The organism is Rhizobium sp. NZLR10 (genome assembly GCF_019685125.1).
Taxonomy (GTDB): Bacteria; Pseudomonadota; Alphaproteobacteria; order Rhizobiales; family Rhizobiaceae; genus Rhizobium.
Window position 1 is genome coordinate 47,161 of record NZ_JABDWE010000007.1, and the last position, 19,114, is coordinate 66,274.

Consider the following 19,114-nt stretch of genomic DNA (forward strand, 5'->3'; position numbering starts at 1 on the left):
GGGAATTTCAGCAAGCAGAATCAGATGTTTTCGACGGCGACGATATCCAACGATCTGTAGAGATCGATATAGCGTCCGGCGACGATATCCCAGGAATAGCCGCGCGTAGCGTCGAGAAGCCCAGCGCGAATGGTCTCAGGTTGGCGCGAAAGACCTTCATAGGCCGCTTCGATTGCGGTGGCGGCGGCCCCAGGATCGGTGAAATCGGCAAGCATGATAGCAGGATGCCGGCCGGCAAGTGTCGCGAAGGCATCGTTGGCGTTCAGCACCGGCAGCAGGCCGGCGCTCATCGCCTCCAGCGCCACCAGACCGAAACCTTCATATTCAGAGGCGGAGGCAAAGAGCGAGGCATCCGTGATGATCCGTCGGATGGCGCCGTTGTCGGGTGAGACGTGCAGGGTGGCCAGGCCGGAAAGGTTACGGCTTTCGATCGCGGCTTCGACATCCGCCCGGTTCAGGTCGGATTCGGCGCCGACGATATCGAGATGCCATTCCGCATCACGGGTCGTCAGCATGACCATCGCATCGAGGAGATGGTCCAGCCGCTTGTTCACCGAGAACCGGCCGATGGTGACGATGCGGCGCTTTGCCCGGCGCGAAGCGGTGTCGGCGAACTTGCCGATATCGGCGCCGTTTTCGATCAGCAGGCTGTCGGGCACGATTTCCGAAAACTGCTTGAGGTCGGACGCGCTGCAGCAGACGACCCTGCGATAGGCCAGTGCCGAGGCGCGGGTCAACGTCCGGAACCAGATCTTCTTGATCGCCGCGTATTTTCGCGTGTGGAAGAAGCCGCCATGGGTGGTGACGATCATCGGCTTACGATGCAGCAGCCGGCCCCAGGCGAGCGCGTCGAAGAAAAAGTCGATGGCATGGACATGCACGAGATCGGCATCGGCGAGATGACGGAAAACCTTAGGCGCCAGCGGATAACGGCTGCTGCCGGACCAGGGAATGCGCACCACCTCGATGCCGTCGATGTTTTCGCGCGGCTGCAGTTTGTCCTCAGGCGCGGTGAACAATGAATCGAGCGTGACCACGCGGACGCGATAACCGCGCCGGACAGTCTGGCGGGCGAGATTGGCGACCACGTCTTCCAGGCCGCCGCGGTTGGGCAGGAACTGGCGCACGACATGGATGATCAGCGGCGCCGTTTCCGGCTGCGCCTTCTCGCGCACCCTATCTGCCTCGACGATCGCCATTTTCCACCTATAGCTGCGCACGTTGCCCCGAGTTGAGGCGGGACTCTTATAGCAACGACCAGATCTCTCCGGCGTTAAGCCGCGGTTTAAGCGGCGTCCCGAAAGGCGATTCTTCGCGAAAAAGGTTAACCGCGTCTGATTGATTCAGAGCATCTTTGTTTTTACGCAATTCCGGACGTAAAACCGCAGCACACTTTTGTTGGAATTGCTTCAGAAGGCCTTGAAAGTCAAGGTCGTCAGCGAGCGGACGATGCCGGGAATATTGGCGATGTTGTCGTTGATGAACTTGCCGATATCCTGGCCTTCTTCGATGTAGACCTTCAGCAGCAGGTCGTAGTCGCCGCTGGTGGAATAGAGCTCCGAGACCAGTTCGGTCTGGTAGATGGCATCGGCGACCTCATAGGTCTTGCCGGGGGCGCATTGGAGCTGGACGAAGATCGGCTTCATGGGGATTTCCTGCAAAGGGTTGGTTGGTGGCATAATGGTCGAAAGCGCCATGCCGATGCAAGCCGTTCGTCACGCGGCCGGATCGGCGGCCGCTTCCGAGACGATCCAATCGCGAAAAGCGGCAAGCGGCGCATAGTCGGCCCGCTCGGGCGGAAAGGCGAGATAATAGCGTTCGCGGCTTTCCATTCCACGGTCGACAGCGGCGACGAGATCGCCGCGGCTGATCTCCTCTTGCATCAGAAATGTCGGCAGGAGGGCGATGCCGAGGCCGGCGATCGCCGCTTGGGCGGCGGTGGCGAACTGGTCGAAGAGCATGCCGTGCACGCTTTCGAAGGAAACGCCGTTGCCGGCGAACCATTGCTCCCAGGCATCGGGCCGCGTCGTCAGGTGCAGCAGCGGAACCGAAAGCAGATCCTGTGGTCCGGAGATTGCGTAGCGCTTCAGAAACTCAGGGCTGCAGGCCGGCACCGTGCGCTCCGACATCAGAAAAGCCAGTTCGGCGCCCGGCCAGTGCGGGTGGCCGAAATGGATGGCGGCGTCGATCGAATCGAGGCGGAAATCGAAGGGCGAAAGCCGGGTCACCAGATTGATGGTGACGCCGGGATTGGCGGCGAGGAAACGCCCCAGGCGCGGCGCCAGCCAGCGCGTGCCGAAGGTCGGCAGGATGGCAAGATTGAGCGTGCCGCCATACGGATTTGCGCGCAGGTTCAGCGAGGCGCTGGATATGCGCCGCAGCGCCTCGCGGATTTCACGGGCATAACTGTCACCGGCAAGCGTCAGCCGCATGGTCTGGCGTTCGCGCCGGAAGAGTTCGACGCCAAGCTGCTGCTCCAGCGCGCTCACCTGACGGCTGACGGCGCTCTGGGTCAGATCGAGTTCGCGCGCGGCTGCCGTCACGCTGCCGGTGCGGGCGACCGCCTCAAAGGCGGCGAGATGCGAAATCGATGGCAAAAATCGTCTTGAAGCAAACATGATCATTCCGCTTCAGAATGAGCTATTTCCAAAATGTCGATATTTCTGGGTTTGTTACGCTTGTAAAGAGGTTCATCCTGCAAAAGCGGAATGAGCCTGAGTCCCCGATGCCGAAAGCCTTCGTTTCCACAGACCGTATCCGTTCGCTCTTTACCGAGGCGATGTCGCAGATGTACCGGGCAGAGGTGCCGCAATACGGCACGCTGATCGAACTGGTGGCGGATGTGAATGCCGGCTGCCTCGAAAACGACCCCGAACTGCGGGAGCGACTGGCCCGCGCCGGCGAACTGGAGCGCATCGATGTCGAGCGCCACGGCGCCATCCGGCTCGGCACGGCAGAAGAACTTTTCACCATTCGACGGCTGTTTGCGGTCATGGGAATGCAGGCCGTCGGCTATTACGATCTTTCGGTTGCCGGCGTGCCTGTTCATTCCACCAGCTTCCGGCCGGTCGACGAGGCTGCGCTCAACGTTAATCCATTCCGCGTCTTTACCTCGCTGTTACGGCTGGAGCTGATCGAAGACGAGGGGCTGCGCGGCGAAGCGGCGGCCATTCTGGCGGCACGGCGCATCTATACGCCGCGCGCCATCGCGCTGATCGAGCGTCATGAGCGGGACGGCGGCCTGACCGGGCCGGAAGCAGTGGAATTCGTCGCCGAGGCGCTCGAAACCTTCCGCTGGCACGGTGAGGCGACAATCAGCGCCAAGACTTACAAGCGCCTGCACGATGCGCACCGGTTGATCGCCGACGTCGTCAGCTTCAAGGGGCCGCATATCAACCACCTGACGCCGCGCACGCTGGATATCGACGCAGTCCAGGCCCGCATGCCGGAACGCGGCATCACGCCGAAGGCCGTCATCGAAGGACCACCGCGCCGTCATTGCGATATCCTCTTGCGGCAGACGAGTTTCAAGGCGCTGGAGGAAAGGATCGGCTTTTCCGATGACGACGGTGCGATCCGGGGTACGCATACTGCCCGCTTCGGCGAGATCGAACAGCGCGGTGTGGCGCTGACGGCCAAGGGCCGAGCGCTCTACGACCGGCTGCTCGCCTCGGTTCGCGGCGAGGTCCAGGTCGTCGCCGGCGGCGCCAAGGCCGGCGCCTACGACAGCGAACTTGCCGAGCGTTTCAAGGCGCTGCCGGACAGCTGGGAAGAGCTGCGCAGGCAGGGTCTGGCCTTCTTCCGTTATTCCGCCACACCTGCTGGCATTGCCGCCGCCGTCCGCGGCACGCTGCCCGACGATCCGGAAGCGTTGATCACCAACGGTTACCTCGCCTTCGCCCCGATCGTCTATGAAGACTTCCTGCCGGTCAGCGCAGCCGGCATCTTTCAGTCGAACCTCGGCGCCGACCAGCAGCAGAATTATGCGACCCGCTCGAACCGCGACGCCTTCGAGGCAGCACTTGGCGGGACCGTCCAGGACGAGCTGGCGCTTTATGCCGAACGCCAGACGGCATCGCTGGATGCGGCGATGGAGGCGCTCGGTCTTGCGGGCCTGCAACTGAAGACCGTCGCGTAAAATGGTGGCTTCAACCCTTCATCATATGCGTTAGAGTACCGCGATTTCGCTCCGATCGGACTGAGCCATGCTGAATGATCCGCGCTCCCACGGCCTCTGGGAAAAGACCGCAGCCGAACCACCGGCCACCTCGCCGCTTGCAGGCGCGGTGTCGGCCGATGTCGTCATCGTCGGCGGCGGTTACACCGGCCTGTCGTCTGCTCTGCATCTTGCCGAAGCCGGGTCGAAGGTGGTGCTGCTGGAAGCCAAGGAGATCGGCTTCGGCGGGGCGGGGCGCAATGTCGGCCTGATCAATGCCGGCATGTGGGTGATGCCCGACGATCTGCCCGGCGTGCTCGGCCCGGTGCATGGCGAACGTCTGCTCGAGCTGCTCGGCAATGCGCCAAAGCTGGTCATGGAACTGATCGACAGGCACGGGGTTGCCTGTGAACTCGAACGCAACGGCACGCTGCATTGCGCTGTCGGTGCGGACGGGCTGAAGGAGATCGAAGAACGCGCGGCGCAATGGTCCGCCCGCGGCGCCGCCGTAACGCTGCTCGATGCGGCGGAGACGGCCAGACGCATCGGCAGCGATGCCTATACCGGTTCGCTGCTCGACATGCGCGCCGGAACGCTGCAACCGCTGGCCTATGCGCGCGGTCTTGCCCATGCCGCCGTCAAATCAGGCGTCGTCATTCACACATCCAGTCCGGTCGTTGCAACGGAGCGTCACGGCAGCCGCTGGAAGGTGAAGACCGAAAGCGGCGAAGTCAGCGCCGAATGGATCATCGTCGCGACGGACGCCTACAGCACCGGACCGTGGGAGCAGGTGCGCAGCGAACAGGTGCATCTGCCCTATTTCAATTTCGCCACCGTGCCGCTCGGCCACAATCTGCGTCAGTCGATCCTGGCGGGCCGGGAAGGCGCGTGGGATACCAAGGAAATCCTCTCCTCCTTCCGGATGGATCAGGCTGGACGTCTGGTGTTCGGCAGTGTCGGGGCGTTGCGCAATACCGGGCTCACCGTGCATAAGGGTTGGGCCAAGCGCGCCCTGAAGCGGCTGTTTCCGGTTATCGGCGATGTCGAATTCGAGTGCGAATGGTATGGCCAGATCGGCATGACCGACAATGCGCTGCCGCGCTTTCACAAATTCGCGCCAAATGTCGTCGGCTTTTCGGGTTACAATGGCCGCGGCATTGCGCCCGGCACGGTCTTCGGCCGGACGCTGGCAGAGCATATCCTCGGCCGGCTTGCCGAAGCCGACCTGCCGCTGCCGCTGACGTCGCCGACCGAACCGAGGCTCCGTGCGCTGAAGGAACTATGGTACGAAGCGGGCGCTCAAGTCGCCCATTTCGCCGATGCCCGCTTTTGAGAACCGGTAAACGCTTCCGGGAAGCGAAACTCGCTTCTGAGAATAATAAGATTGGAACCACGACAATGAATATCGCCGTCCTCGATCTCGCCACCGAAACCGCCAAGCTGCTTGCCGAACTCGGCGTCGATGCCGGCCGCTATCACGGCGGCACCCTGTCGGTCAGCTCGCCGGTCACCGGCAAGGAAATCGGCAAACTCAGAGAGCATTCGGTTGCCGAGGCGAATGCGGCGATCGAAGAGGCGCATAAGGCCTTCCTCGAATGGCGTGCCGTACCTGCACCGAAGCGCGGCGAACTGGTCCGCCTGCTCGGCGAGGAACTGCGCGCCGCCAAGGCAGCACTCGGCCGTCTCGTCTCGATCGAAGTCGGCAAGATCACATCCGAAGGCCTCGGCGAAGTGCAGGAGATGATCGATATCTGCGATTTCGCGGTCGGCCTTTCCCGTCAGCTCTACGGCCTGACGATCGCCACCGAGCGCTCCGAACACCGGATGATGGAAAGCTGGCATCCGCTCGGTGTGATCGGTATCATCTCCGCCTTCAACTTCCCTGTTGCTGTCTGGTCGTGGAATGCGGCGCTGGCGATGGTCTGCGGCAATTCCACCGTCTGGAAGCCCTCGGAAAAGACACCTTTGACCGCCCTTGCCGTGCAGGCACTGTTCGAGAAGGCGCTGAAGCGCTTCATCGCCGAGGGCGGCACGGCTCCGGCCAATCTATCGACTTTGATCATCGGCGGCCGTGAAGTCGGCGAAGTGCTGGTCGACCATCCGAAGATCCCACTCGTTTCCGCCACCGGTTCGACGGCCATGGGCCGCGCCGTCGGTCCGCGGCTGTCGCAGCGTTTTGCCCGCGCCATTCTCGAACTCGGCGGCAACAATGCGGCGATCGTCTGCCCAAGCGCCGATCTCGACCTGACGTTGCGCGGCGTTGCCTTCTCCGCCATGGGCACGGCCGGCCAGCGCTGCACGACGCTGCGTCGTCTCTTCGTGCATGACAGCGTCTACGACCAATTGGTGCCGCGCCTGCAGAAGGCCTATGGCTCCGTCACCATCGGCAATCCGCTCGAAACCGGCACGCTGGTGGGACCACTGATCGACGGCAAGGCTTTCGAGAAGATGCAGGCAGCACTTGGCGAAGCGAAATCGGCCGGCGGCAAGGTGACCGGCGGCGACCGCGTCGACAATGGTTCGACTGACGCCTTTTACGTTCGCCCGGCGCTGGTCGAAATGCCTGATCAGACCGGCCCGGTCGAGCACGAGACCTTCGCGCCGATCCTCTATGTGATCAAATATAGCGATTTCGACGCGGTGCTGGCGCTGCACAATGCCGTGCCGCAGGGACTGTCGTCGTCGATCTTCACCAACGACATGCGCGAGGCCGAAACCTTCGTCTCCGCCCGCGGCTCGGATTGCGGCATCGCCAATGTCAATCTCGGGCCATCGGGCGCCGAAATCGGCGGCGCCTTCGGTGGCGAGAAGGAAACCGGCGGTGGCCGCGAATCCGGCTCGGATGCCTGGAAGGCCTATATGCGGCGCTCCACCAACACGATCAATTACGGCAGGACGCTGCCGCTTGCGCAGGGCGTCAAGTTCGACGTCGAATAAGCCGGCTGCAACGGGCGGCATTCCCTAAAGCGCGTCGCATGCAATTGATTCATGCGACGCGCGTTAGCTCTTTGTTTTGAAGTGTGTCGCTATCCGGAACCACTGCACACTTCCGGGCGACATGCAGGGGGCGTCGCCTTTTTGGCCAATCGCGATTTATTCCACTATAACATGAAACATTTAGTCAAGATATTGTGATGGCTTTTTCGGGCAAGCCAAACTTGAAATCCTCAGTCAGGAAAAATATACGCCTCTCATCACCCGTGGAGACCTCGGGTGACATCGCCACGGAGGCCATCATGAACATTGCTCTTAGCCGTTTTTCCCTCGCGCTTGCCGCTTCGCTTCTCGCCGCCACCGCGCTCGCCGGTAGCGCCAATGCGCAGGACGAAAGTCTCGTCGTCTACAATGCCCAGCATGAAAGCCTGGGCCGCGAATGGATCGATGCCTTCACCAAGGAGACCGGCATCAAGGTCACCATGCGGCAGGGCGGCGACATGCAGTTCGCCAACCAGATCATTCAGGAAGGCGACGCCTCTCCGGCCGACGTGTTCCTGACCGAGAATTCGCCGGCGATGACGCTGGTCGATGGCGCGGGCCTCTTTGCCCCCATCGAAAAGGACACGCTGGACCAGGTTCCCGATCAATATCGCCCGGCTGACGGCATGTGGACCGGCATTGCCGCCCGCACCACCGTTTTTGCCTATGACAAGACGAAGCTCACCGAAGACAAGCTGCCGAAGTCGATGCTCGACCTTGCTGATCCGGCCTGGAAGGGTCGCTGGGGTGCGTCACCTGCCGGCGCCGATTTCCAGGCCATCGTCGCTGCGCTGCTGCAGCTCAAGGGTGAGCAGGCGACCGCCGACTGGCTGAAGGCTCTCAAGGAAAACGCCACGCCCTACAAGGGCAACAGCGTCGCCATGAAGGCCGTCAATGCAGGCGAAGTCGAGGGTGCGATCATCTATCACTATTATTGGTTCGGCGATCAGGCGAAGACCGGCGAGAACAGCAAGAATGTCGGCCTGCACTACTTCAAGAACCAGGATCCCGGCGCCTTCGTCAGCGTTTCGGGCGGCGGCATCCTGAAGTCAACGCAGCACATGAAGGAAGCCCAGGCTTTCCTGAAGTTCCTCACCAGCAAGGCCGGCCAGGCGGTTCTCAAGGATGGTGACTCCTACGAATATGCCGTCGGCAAGGACGCGCCCTCCAACGAGAAGCTCGCTCCGCTCGCCGATCTCGACGCGCCGAAAGTCGAAGCTTCGACGCTCGACAGCAAGAAGGTTGTGGAGCTGATGACGGCCGCCGGCCTGATCTGACCTTCTGCCGCAGGCGACTTCCGCCAAAACTATTGCTTTTGGCTCAAGAAAACCTTAGGGCATGACGAAATCCGGCAACCGCTCCTCAAAAGCGGTTGCCTTCCTTTTTCAGCGTGTAAAGGCATCGGCCTTGCTGCAGGACAACAGATTGCTCGCATCCGGTAACGCGGGGCCGGTCGCGCCTGGGGGGCGGATGGGTTTGCCGCGCGCGCCCATGCCGCACGCTTCCGTGGTGCTGCTGGCAACCATCGTCGCGATCTTCAGCCTGGTGCCGCTCGGCTTCATCGGCTGGGTCACCTATGATGTCGGCTGGGAAACGGTAAACGCCCTGGTCTTTCGGCCGCGCGTCGGCGAACTGCTCGTCAACACGGTTCTGCTGGAATCGCTCACCATTCCACTATCGATCGCGCTTGCGGTGACGCTTGCCTGGCTGACCGAGCGGACCGACATTCCTTTCGCGCGGCTCTGCGCCTGGCTTGCGATTGCTCCGCTCGCCGTGCCTGCCTTCGTACACAGCTATGCCTGGGTCAGCCTCGTCCCCGGCATGCACGGCCTGCAGAGCGGTGTCTTCGTCTCGGTGATCGCCTATTATCCTTTTCTCTACCTGCCGGTCGCCGCGGCGTTGCGCCGTCTCGATCCGGCGATCGAGGATGCCGCGGCCTCGCTGGGTCTCAATCCCTGGCGGGTCTTCTTCCGGGCGGTGCTGCCGCAGCTCCGACTCGCCATTTGCGGCGGCTCGCTGCTGATCGGGCTGCATCTGCTTTCGGAGTACGGCCTGTTTGTGATGATCCGGTTCGACACTTTCGCGACGGCGATTGTCGATCAGTTCCAGTCCTCCTACAACAGTCCCGCCTCCAACATGCTCGGCGGCGTGCTCGTCGCCTGCTGTCTTTTTCTGCTCGGCTTCGAGGTGCTGGTGCGCGGCAACGAACGGTATGCACGCGTCGGCTCCGGCTCGCCGCGTCCGACAGATCGCCGCCGGCTCGGCTGGTTCGTGGTGCCGGCCGTTTTTCTGCCTGTCGTCCTGGCGGTGCTGACCCTCGGCGTGCCGCTGGTGACGCTTGGCCGCTGGCTCTATCTCGGCGGCACCGAGATCTGGCGCATCGAAGTCGGCAGCGCTTTCCTGCAGACGATCGTGCTTGCCATTGTCGGCGGCGTGCTGGCGACGATTGCCGCAGCACCGATGGCCTGGCTTTCCGTGCGTGCGCCCGGCCGTTTGCAGCGCGTGCTCGAAGCCTGCCATTACTATGTCGGCTCGCTGCCGGGTGTCGTCGTGGCGCTGGCGCTGGTGACGATCACCGTGCGTCTCGTGCTGCCCCTCTACCAGACCTTTGCAACGCTGCTCGTCGCCTATGTGATGCTTTTCCTGCCCCGCGCCATGGTGGGGCTGCGCGCCAGCATCGCCCAGGCACCGGTGGAGCTGGAGCGCGCCGCGATGGGCCTCGGCCGCACCCCAGGGCAGGCGGTACGGCAGATCACCATGCGGCTTGCCGCACCCGGAGCGGCGGCCAGCGTCGCGCTCGCCGCCCTCGGCATTACCAATGAACTGACGGCGACCCTGATGCTGTCGCCCAACGGCGTCGATACGCTGGCGACGAAATTCTGGTCGCTGACCAGCGAGATCGATTATGTTTCGGCTGCGCCCTATGCCTTCATGATGATCGTGCTGTCGCTGCCGCTCACGCTGATGCTCTATACCCAATCGAAACGGACTGCCGGCCAATGACGCTGCTTACGATCGAAAACATCAGCAAGCGCTACGGGCCTGTGCAGGCGCTGAAGGATATTTCGCTCGATGTCCAGGCGGGCAGCCGCACCGCCGTCGTTGGCCCGTCCGGTTCGGGCAAGACGACACTGCTGCGCATCATTGCCGGCTTCGAGCAGCCCGACGTCGGGAGAGTGACGCTCGATGGCGAGGTGCTTGCCGACGGCCCCGCGACGGTGCCGGCTCACAAGCGCGGCATCGGCATCGTTTCGCAGGACGGCGCGCTGTTTCCGCACTTAAGCGTCGCCGAAAATATCGGCTTCGGCTTCGAGCGGGGTGCGGCCGACCGTGAGAAGCGTATCGTCGAGCTGCTCGATATGGTCGAGCTCGACCGCGGCATGCTGGTGCGGCGCCCGCATCAGCTTTCCGGCGGCCAGCAGCAGCGCGTGGCGCTTGCCCGCGCGCTCGGCCGCAAGCCGCGGCTGATGCTGCTCGACGAACCTTTCTCGGCACTCGACACCGGGTTGCGCGAGAACATGCGCAAGGCGGTTGCGCGCGTTCTCAAGGCGGCCGGCATTACCACCATTCTGGTTACGCATGATCAGGAAGAGGCGCTGACCTTTGCCGATCAGGTCGCGGTGCTCAGAGAAGGACGGCTGGTTCAGGCCGGGTCGCCGCAATCATTGTATCTGCATCCCAGGGATCGTGAGACAGCACTGTTCCTCGGCGATGCCGTGCTGCTTCCCGCGATCATTCGGAACGGTCTGGCCGACTGCGCGCTTGGCCGCGTCGCCGTCGAAGGCAGTCGTCAGGGCAAAGCGGAGATCATGCTGCGGCCGGAGCAGATCCGCGTCGTTGCCGATGAAAGCGATCGCAACCATGGCGGACGTGTCGTCGAGGTGGAGTTCGGCGGCGCGGTCTGCACCGTTGCCGTTTCGCTCGACGGTGTTGCCCTGCCGCCGATCCTGATCAAGACCTCGAGCGTTGCGCTGCCGGCGCGAGGCGATCTCGTTCGCCTCGATATCGCCGGCAAGGCGCATGTTTTCGAGAGCTGAGTGAAAGCGTCGCGCGTCCGAGGACGCTCAGAACCCCCATAACTTCTTGTTTTAACGCAATTCCGGACGGAAAACCGCTTCGCACTTTTCCTGTAATTGCTTTAGCCGAACTTGCGCACCACTTCTTGCGGCTCGATGCCTTCAAGCCAGCCGCCGGTAAAGCCGGCGCGCTCGAGCCCGAGCCGGATGGCCGGCGATTGCCTCATCAGCTTCCAGATGAAGTCGGAGCGCTCGTTCTCGACGGTCATGACGAGAAGACCCTGATCAATGCCGACGGTGCGGTCGTCGACCCAGCCTTCCGGCCGCGTGGTCTTGACCGTCGGGTTGAAGCCGCCGGGAAAGCCGCCTTCCAAGAGCAGGTTCGGATAGCTGGTCAAAAGTGCCTTGGTGCCATCCAAAGCCGCCTGCCGGTCATAGGGCAGGCAGGCGAGGGCTGCCCAGGGTGCGATCGTGCCGTCATCCGGGCCGAGCGGGGCGCCGCGGGCGGCATAACCCAGAACCTTCGGCTGGCGGCCGCCGCGCATGCGCCGCGTCGGCGGCGGGCCGTCGCAGGCGGAGAAACCCCAGATATTCTTGTTATAGCCGACGAACTGGCCGGGATTGCGCTCGGCATAATCACGCTGGACGTTGATGACCGCCTGCGTGTTGCGGAAATAATCCCAGTTCCGCTCCGCCATCGGCTTGTCCTGAATGCCGCGGAAATCGATCCAGGCATGAGAGAACAGGTGGATGAACAGCGGCCCGGCATAGAGATAGGACTGTTCGCCGTGCAGCATCCAGGAATAGCTTGACGTAAAGGCGTCGTAGCAAGACTGCGGGATGGGGTGCGTCGGCGATGCGAGCGCCAGTGCGTAAAGGATGATCGCCTCGTCGAAGCCGTGATAGCGCCAACGCAGGAAGCCGGAAGAGGGCTTCCAACCCATGGCAATGGTGTCGCCCTTGTTCAACGCCCAGCGCCAATCGACGCGCTCGTAGATGAAGGTCGCGAGCTCACGGATTTCCTTTTCCGTCTCGTCGTCTTCGCGGTTGAAATACTGCGCTGATGTCAGGATGCCGGCGACCAGCAGCGCCGTATCGATGGTCGACAGCTCGCTGTTCCAGGCGCGGTGGCCGGTATCCATATGCAGAAAGTGGTAGAAGAAGCCGCGGTGGCCGGTGGCGTGGCGTTCCTCGCCCTGACGCGCGCCGGCGAAAAACCGCAGCGTATTGACCGTGCGTTCGGCTGCTTCCGCGCGGCTGATCCAGCAACGCTCGACACCGACGGGATAGGAGGAAAGGGCAAAGCCGACGGCTGCGATACTTGCCGGCACGCCGCCGATCGAGGTATCGGCCACCAGGCCATTTTCGGGATTGGAATATTTCAGGAAGTACTTGAATGCCGAATGCTGCAGCCTGTCGACAAGCGCTGCATCAATATCTTCAATCCGTTGCAGCATAGGCTCCTACCCAACTGTTGCATCGCCCCATGCTTGAACATGACGGCCGTCCCCCGGCAAATCAAACCTTTTTGATTCGCAGGGATAAGAGAACACAAATGGGCAGAAGTGGTCGTTAATAATTATCGGTGAAATAATATCTAGTAGAAGTCATATAAGCGGTGCAGCAAAAGCAGCGGTTACGCGCCGGTCCGCAGCCGTTGTTTCCGGCGATATTCGGTTCCTCCGATCTTCCGCGGAACGGGTGACAGTCGCTCAATCGTATAGGCTGGTATGAGGCGTCGGAGTCTCTACTGCGCGCATCTACCCCTTGGCATCGCGCCGCGAGGCAGTGAAGATGAAACACGCCTCTCGCCGATCGGTCGTCTCAAGTCCCCGCCGAACGCGCCGACAGGAAGACCTGCGGCTCGAAGGCAAAATCCTTGTCGAAGGGATAGGTCGGATGCTGCTTGCGCAGCCGTGGCAGGCGCTCGACGAACTGATCGACGACACCGGTCGAGAGCGCCATCAGGCTGGGATTTGCAATCGGCGCCAGCTCGGGAGAGAGATAACCCGATTTGACGACAATGATCCTCGCCTTGTGCGGATCGAGGCCGAGCCGGGTGAAATCGGCGATGTTGTGATAGGGCCGGCGTTTGGCGGACAGTACGAGATCGATGCCATCGATCGAAACCACCGCCTGGCGGTCGGCGGGTTCGGCGGTTCCATGGAGGAACTTGACGATGAAACGAGCATTGACCGGCTTGCTGCCCTCGCTGTCGAGTGAGGCGCCAACGCTGAGGTCCAGCTCGGCGCCCACGCCTGCGGCATAGCAGGTCTCGGTTGCCGCCTTGTCGGTGATGCCGGCGAAGACGACGCCGGCAACACCCCTACCGATCAACTCGGCCAGCACGTCGGCTCGGTCCCCGACGCCGCCGCCGGTCGGGTTGTCGCCGGATTCGGCGAGCACGACGGGGATTGTCGGGCTTGCAATGGCTCTCGCGACGCATTCCTCCAACGAGCCGGTCTCGCAGCCGAAGACAAAGTCTTCGCGCGCATCCCAATAGGCCTTGGCGAGACGTCTGGCCTCGCGCTCCATTACCGCGCGGTCGGTGCCGGTGATGATGGCGGCGGCCGTGGCGCGCGGTTCGTCGGCCCAGACATAACCAACCATCAGTGATGCATCCCAGACACCATCAATCGCATCGATTTCGGGCAGCATCTCATAGAGGCTTTTCGCCGGCTCATCGACGGTGCTGGTGCGCTCGCCGGGCAGCACGACCGGGACCGGCGCCCAGAGAACAACCGGCCGCACACCTGATTTCAGGCTCTTCACCAGCATGGAGACCGAGCGGCGCATCGTCTCCTCGACATCGATATGCGGCGCAGTGCGATAGGTTGAATAAATATCGAGCGCATCGATGATGCGCTGGGTGACGTTGCCATGCAGGTCGTAGCTTGCCGACACCGTGCAGGCCTCGCCGACGAGCGCGCGGGCCGCACAAATCCAGTCACCTTCGGCATCCTCCATGCCCTCGACATACATGGCGCCATGCATGGCGAGGTAGAGACCGTCGAGCGGCAGCATCGGCTTCAGCCGCTCGAGGAATTCGCCCTTGAAGGCCTCGTAGGTGGCGCGTGAAACCGGGCCGCCAGCAATGGCGCGGGCATGGATCGTCGGTAGGAATTCGGCGTCGTAATCCCTGAGGAAGCCAAAGTAGGGTGATGCCAGCAGTGCGTCCCCGCGCAGCACGCGAAAATCCTTCTCCTCGTTCAGGACGGGATTGTATGTGCTGCATTCGATATGAATGCCACCAACGGCGATGCGCATGGGAAACCTCAGTTGATATTGGGAGCAATCAGGAAGGTAGGGCCGCAATGCCGGCAGCGCCCTGGACCTCGAGGCCGGTGCTGTCGTCAAGAATTTCTCCGGTCATCTGACACCAAGTGAGGGATTGTCGCAAGCGGTGCGGCCCATCTCATTGAGTGCGCCATCTGCTCCTGCCGATGACGATGATCAGAACATCATCTTATGGGTCGAGGCCAAGCAGAGTGGCGTTGCTATGCGGCGAGTCATTGGGTGCACGCAAGATCGCGTCAAACTCAGCAGTTTACGCGCCCCGGCCGCGAGGAGCACACGCCCCTTATTCGCCGATCAGCGAGCTCGCGGATCGGCAAACATTCAGAACAGACACCCTGCACGGCAAAGGTGCGCTAAGGCTTTGAAAATTTGAGAAACTGGAGCGGGCGAAGGGATTCGAACCCTCGACCCCAACCTTGGCAAGGTTGTGCTCTACCCCTGAGCTACACCCGCTCAATCCACATCGGTCCGGGGTAGTTGTTGGACCGTGGGCGCCGCCTCGCGGCGACCGGCGCTATATGGCCTAACGGGTTTTCAAATGCAACAGGGAAATGACGGAGAGGTGAAGAAAAATTCTCCTGCTCGCGCGGGCCGGGCGGAAAGGCCGCAAATGCGGGGCAAAGCGTCGGCCGCAAAGATTGCCAAACGATGTCGACGGACTTAATCAGGACGCCTTGTCTTTTTCCCTTCCTATCCAATGGATTGCCCAATGTCCGAAAATGTCCCGAAGACCAGAGAAGAATTGTTTGCCTTTCTCGATGGGCTCGGCATTGCCCATAAGACGGTTGACCATGCGCCGGTTTTCACCGTGGCGGAATCGGTTGCGCTGCGCGACGAGATCCCCGGCGGCCACACCAAGAACCTGTTCGTCAAGGACAAGAAGGACAGGTATTTTCTGCTGACCGTCGAGGAAAACGCTGCCGTCGATCTCAAGCAGGTGCATAATGCCATCGGCGGGTCCGGCAGGGTCTCCTTCGGCAGGCCCGAGAAGTTGATGGAATATCTCGGCGTCATTCCCGGCGCGGTCACTGCATTCGGCGCGATCAACGATACTGCGGCGAATGTCACCTTCGTGCTCGATACCGATCTGATGCGCGAGGAGATCATCAACTGCCATCCGCTATCCAACGATGCGACGACATCGATTGCGAGCTCCGATCTCATCCGTTTCATGGAAGCGACCGGGCATAAGCCGCTTGTCTTGAAAGTGACGTCCTGACATACGATTTTAGCGCTAAAGCGCGTCGCGGACTTTCAGTTTCGCTTGCGGCGCTTTAGGCCTTTGGTTTTGTGCATGTCTTGATCGCAAAACCGCTACACTTTTGCGCGACATGCTTTAGCAAAGACGCCGGCAAGATCGGCGCGGCGGGAGATACCTATGAGCGGCAGCGACAACCCCTATAACAGTTCCTTCGGAAATCAGATGACGGCGACGACAAGCTTCGGCGCCACCCCAGAACCCGTGGCTGCAGCCGGCAGCTACATCACCGACACCACGACCGCGAATTTCGGCAAGGACGTCATCGAGGAATCGCGCAATCAACCGGTGCTGGTGGATTTCTGGGCGCCCTGGTGCGGGCCGTGCAAGCAGCTGACGCCGGTGTTGGAGAAGGTGGTCAACGAAGCCAAGGGCCGCGTCCGGCTGGTCAAGATGAACATCGACGACCATCCCTCGATCGCCGGCCAGCTCGGCATCCAGTCGATCCCCGCCGTGATCGCCTTCGTTAACGGCCGCCCCGCCGACGGCTTCATGGGTGCAGTGCCGGAAAGCCAGATTCAGCAGTTCATCGACCGTATCGCCGGCCCGGCCGGCGCCGATGAGGCGGCCGAGATCGAAGCCGTGGTTACGGAAGCAGCAGAACTGCTGGCCGCCGGCAACATCAATGAGGCCGCTCAGCTCTACGCCGCGGTGATGCAGGCCGATCCCGAAAATGCCAAGGCGATTGCCGGCATGGCCGAGTGCATGATCGTCGCAAACCAGCATGAGCGGGCGCGCGAAACTCTGACTGATCTGCCGGAAGAGTTGGCGAAGGACGCCGGTATCCAGGCCGTACTGAAAAAGCTCGAACAGATCGAGGAAGCCCGCAAGCTCGGCGATCCTGTTGCGCTCGAACGTGGCCTTGCCGTCAACCCCGACGACCATGAGGCGCGGCTGAAGCTCGCCAAGATCCTCAATGTCGAAGGCCGGCGCGACGAAGCGGCCGAGCACCTGCTGCTGATCATGCGCAAGGACCGCGCCTTTGACGATGACGGCGCCCGTCGCCAGCTGCTGCAGTTCTTCGAGGTCTGGGGCTTCAAGGATCCGGCGACGATTTCGGCTCGGCGCAAGCTTTCGGCGATGCTGTTCTCCTAAAGCGCCGCGGGTCCGACAGGGCGGCAAGGCGCTGTATTGCTTTGTATCCCTGTCTGATCCTGTTGAAAGGCGATTCGGATTTTCGGAGGTAGGCGCTAAGTTTCGAGCAACTGCCCTTGCGTTTTCGGACGGGGGCACCACATTCTCGTGAGGACGGGCATGCCCGTTACAAGAATGCGGGACGGTTTCATGCAAGTCGGGAATGCCAGATACCTGAAGCCGGGCGATCTGCCTGATACAATCGCCGTCTTTCCCCTGACCGGTGCCCTCCTTCTGCCGGCCGGGCAGCTTCCGCTCAACATTTTCGAGCCGCGTTATCTGGCGATGCTGGATGCTGTACTGACGGGAAACCGGCTGATCGGCATGGTGCAGCCGGCGCTCGGCGAACACGAAGACAAGGGCGGCGATCCCAATCTTGCCGCCGTCGGCTGCCTTGGCCGCATCACCTCCTTCGCCGAAACTGGCGACGGCCGCTATATCGTCTCGCTGACCGGCGTCTGCCGCTTTCGGTTGCTTGAGGAGAAAGCAACCAGCGATCCGTTCCGCACCTTCCGTATCGCGCCGTTCATCGCCGATCTCTCGGCCGCGAACGAGGAGGAGGCGGTCGACCGCGCAGCGCTTCTGACTGCCTTCAAGGCCTATCTCGATGCCAACAAGCTGGAAGCGGACTGGGAGAGCGTCGAGCGGGCGAGCAATCTGACGCTTGTCAATTCGCTGGCGATGATGTCGCCGTTCGGACCGGCTGAAAAGCAGGCACTGCTGGAAGCGCCCGATCTGAAGACGCGGGCCGAAACGCTGATCGCCATTACCGAGATCGTGCTGGCGCGGGTCTTCGGTGACTCCGACACGGTTCTGCAGTAGACTTCAGCCATGGATGAAAAACTCAGCCGCGTCGATCCAAAGCTGCTCGATCTGCTGGTCTGCCCGCTCTCCAAGGGCCGGCTTTCCTATGATCGCGAACACAATGAGCTAGTCTCGGAAAAGGCGCGGCTTGCCTATCCGATCCGCGACGGCATTCCGATCATGCTGGTGTCCGAAGCCCGTCGCCTCGACGAATAGGCGTCTTTAAATCACCATCAAATGACTTGGCCTGCCAGCAGCCGCGGATTGTCCTTTGCCGTCGTCCCAGCCGCCTGGCCGATGAAGAAAGATTTGAGGCGCGGCAGCCGGTCGACGATGCCGAGGCCGACGTCTCGGGAGATGCGGATCGGTGTTGCGTCGTTGGAGAACAGCCGGTTCAGCACGTCCGTCGTCACGCCCATACGGAAGGTGTCGAAGCGGCGCCAGGTCTGGTAGCGTTCGAGAATGTTGATCGATCCGATATCGAGGCCGAGCCGATCAGCCTCCACGATCGTTTCGGCAAGTGCCGCTACATCCTTGAAGCCGAGATTGAGGCCCTGGCCTGAGATCGGGTGAATGCCGTGGGCGGCGTCGCCGGCCAGCGCGAAACGCGGTGCGACGAAGGCGCGTGCCAGAGTCAGGCCGAGCGGGAAGGCGCGTTTGTCGCCGATGATTTTCAGCGCCCCAAGCTTGTGGCCGAAGCGGCGTTCGAGCTCTTCCTCGAAGACCAGGTCGTCGGCGGCGACCAGCCGATCGGCATCATGTGTCCGCTCCGTCCAGACGAGCGAGGAGCGATTGTTCTTGAGCGGCAGGATGGCGAAGGGACCGGCCGGCAGGAAATGCTCCTCGGCGCAGCTATCATGCGGCCGCTCATGTTCGACCGTGGCAACGATGCCCGACTGGCCGTAGTTCCAGGTGACGGTCTTGATGCCGGCGAGATCGCGCAGCGTCGAGCGCACGCCGTCGCAGGCAACCAACAGCCGGCTCTCCAGCGCGCTGCCATCCGAAAGCGTGACGGTTATGTGGCTGTCGTGCGTCTTCAGCTCCGTGGCGCCGAGCCCGTGACGGATGTCGATGCCGAGCCGCTCGCAGACGCCCCGCAGCGCTGCGACCATGGCAACATTCGGGATCATGTGGGCGAAAGGCCGGCCTTCCGCCGCTTCGCCGTCGAAGGTGAGAAAAACCGGGCGCACCGGATCAGAGGTCTTGGAGTCGGTAACGATCATTTTGGTGATCGGCTGGGCTTCCGGCTCGATCTCATTCCAGATGCCGAAGACCTCGAGCATCTTCGACGCCGCCGCGATGACGGCGGAAGCGCGTGTGTCGTTTTTCCAGACATGCTCCGGGGCCGCCTCGACGACGACGACATTCAGATGGGGGGCTGCCTGTTTGACCGCGACAGCGGCGGAAAGGCCGACATAACCCCCGCCCACAACCAGCATGTCCAGCATCGCGCCGCTCCCGTACCTTGTGCCT

At 62.1% G+C, this 19,114-nt stretch carries 16 protein-coding genes and 1 tRNA gene; 10 read left to right on the forward strand and 7 right to left on the reverse strand.

Going from position 1 to position 19,114, the window contains the following annotated elements:
• Positions 1-20 precede the first annotated feature (20 nt).
• From HJB82_RS12405 to HJB82_RS12415, 3 genes are all read right to left on the reverse strand, one after another.
• A complete protein-coding gene (locus HJB82_RS12405; protein WP_221140210.1) occupies positions 21-1,199 on the reverse strand; it encodes a glycosyltransferase family 4 protein in 1,179 nt (392 codons plus the stop codon).
• Between the two features lie 210 nt (positions 1,200-1,409).
• On the reverse strand, positions 1,410-1,646 hold the full coding sequence (locus HJB82_RS12410) for an Lrp/AsnC ligand binding domain-containing protein (RefSeq protein ID WP_003567502.1): 237 nt from the start codon (positions 1,644-1,646) through the stop codon (positions 1,410-1,412).
• Between the two features lie 69 nt (positions 1,647-1,715).
• Positions 1,716-2,624 carry a LysR family transcriptional regulator gene (locus tag HJB82_RS12415; protein WP_221140106.1) on the reverse strand — a complete coding sequence of 303 codons (909 nt, stop codon included), beginning with the start codon at positions 2,622-2,624 and terminating at the stop codon, positions 1,716-1,718.
• A gap of 101 nt (positions 2,625-2,725) precedes the next feature.
• Between HJB82_RS12415 and HJB82_RS12420 the strand changes: the two genes are divergently transcribed.
• The 6 genes from HJB82_RS12420 to HJB82_RS12445 all read left to right on the forward strand — a co-directional run bounded on the left by HJB82_RS12420 (position 2,726) and on the right by HJB82_RS12445 (position 11,169).
• Positions 2,726-4,138, forward strand: coding sequence for a VOC family protein (locus HJB82_RS12420; protein ID WP_207582201.1), 1,413 nt, complete (start codon positions 2,726-2,728; stop codon positions 4,136-4,138).
• Between the two features lie 67 nt (positions 4,139-4,205).
• Positions 4,206-5,489 carry an FAD-binding oxidoreductase gene (locus tag HJB82_RS12425; RefSeq protein ID WP_207582200.1) on the forward strand — a complete coding sequence of 428 codons (1,284 nt, stop codon included), beginning with the start codon at positions 4,206-4,208 and terminating at the stop codon, positions 5,487-5,489.
• 65 nt (positions 5,490-5,554) lie between these two features.
• A complete protein-coding gene (locus tag HJB82_RS12430; protein ID WP_207582199.1) occupies positions 5,555-7,093 on the forward strand; it encodes an aldehyde dehydrogenase family protein in 1,539 nt (512 codons plus the stop codon).
• A 299-nt stretch (positions 7,094-7,392) separates the two neighbouring features.
• Positions 7,393-8,409 carry an iron ABC transporter substrate-binding protein gene (locus tag HJB82_RS12435; RefSeq protein ID WP_221131642.1) on the forward strand — a complete coding sequence of 339 codons (1,017 nt, stop codon included), beginning with the start codon at positions 7,393-7,395 and terminating at the stop codon, positions 8,407-8,409.
• Positions 8,410-8,470: 61 nt separating this feature from the next.
• A complete protein-coding gene (locus tag HJB82_RS12440) occupies positions 8,471-10,135 on the forward strand; it encodes an iron ABC transporter permease (protein WP_221131643.1) in 1,665 nt (554 codons plus the stop codon).
• The gene (locus tag HJB82_RS12445) at positions 10,132-11,169 is read left to right on the forward strand and encodes an ABC transporter ATP-binding protein (RefSeq protein WP_207582196.1); all 1,038 of its coding nucleotides are present in this window, start codon (positions 10,132-10,134) and stop codon (positions 11,167-11,169) included. Before HJB82_RS12440 ends, HJB82_RS12445 begins: the two co-directional genes overlap by 4 nt.
• A 101-nt stretch (positions 11,170-11,270) precedes the next feature.
• On the opposite strand, the gene HJB82_RS12450 is transcribed toward HJB82_RS12445, so the two are convergent.
• The 3 genes from HJB82_RS12450 to HJB82_RS12460 form a co-directional block, all read right to left on the reverse strand.
• Positions 11,271-12,605 (reverse strand): glucoamylase family protein, encoded by a 1,335-nt coding sequence (locus HJB82_RS12450; RefSeq protein ID WP_221140108.1) that lies wholly within the window; start codon positions 12,603-12,605, stop codon positions 11,271-11,273.
• A gap of 367 nt (positions 12,606-12,972) precedes the next feature.
• Complete coding sequence (locus tag HJB82_RS12455) at positions 12,973-14,415, reverse strand: M81 family metallopeptidase (protein WP_221140110.1); 1,443 nt, start codon at positions 14,413-14,415, stop codon at positions 12,973-12,975.
• A 408-nt stretch (positions 14,416-14,823) separates the two neighbouring features.
• Positions 14,824-14,898: transfer RNA gene (locus HJB82_RS12460), tRNA-Gly, on the reverse strand.
• Positions 14,899-15,154: 256 nt separating this feature from the next.
• On the opposite strand from HJB82_RS12460, the gene HJB82_RS12465 reads away from it, so the two are divergent.
• From HJB82_RS12465 to HJB82_RS12480, 4 genes are all read left to right on the forward strand, one after another.
• On the forward strand, positions 15,155-15,664 hold the full coding sequence (locus HJB82_RS12465; RefSeq protein ID WP_207582175.1) for a prolyl-tRNA synthetase associated domain-containing protein: 510 nt from the start codon (positions 15,155-15,157) through the stop codon (positions 15,662-15,664).
• Positions 15,665-15,823: 159 nt separating this feature from the next.
• Positions 15,824-16,798, forward strand: coding sequence for a thioredoxin (gene trxA / locus HJB82_RS12470; protein WP_207582174.1), 975 nt, complete (start codon positions 15,824-15,826; stop codon positions 16,796-16,798).
• Positions 16,799-16,972: 174 nt separating this feature from the next.
• Positions 16,973-17,659, forward strand: coding sequence for an LON peptidase substrate-binding domain-containing protein (locus HJB82_RS12475; RefSeq protein ID WP_207584400.1), 687 nt, complete (start codon positions 16,973-16,975; stop codon positions 17,657-17,659).
• A gap of 9 nt (positions 17,660-17,668) precedes the next feature.
• Positions 17,669-17,857 carry a Trm112 family protein gene (locus HJB82_RS12480; RefSeq protein ID WP_003589705.1) on the forward strand — a complete coding sequence of 63 codons (189 nt, stop codon included), beginning with the start codon at positions 17,669-17,671 and terminating at the stop codon, positions 17,855-17,857.
• A 17-nt stretch (positions 17,858-17,874) separates the two neighbouring features.
• On the opposite strand, the gene HJB82_RS12485 is transcribed toward HJB82_RS12480, so the two are convergent.
• Entirely contained in the window at positions 17,875-19,089 is a 1,215-nt protein-coding gene (locus HJB82_RS12485) for a ubiquinone biosynthesis hydroxylase (RefSeq protein WP_221140111.1), read from the reverse strand.
• Positions 19,090-19,114 lie beyond the last annotated feature (25 nt).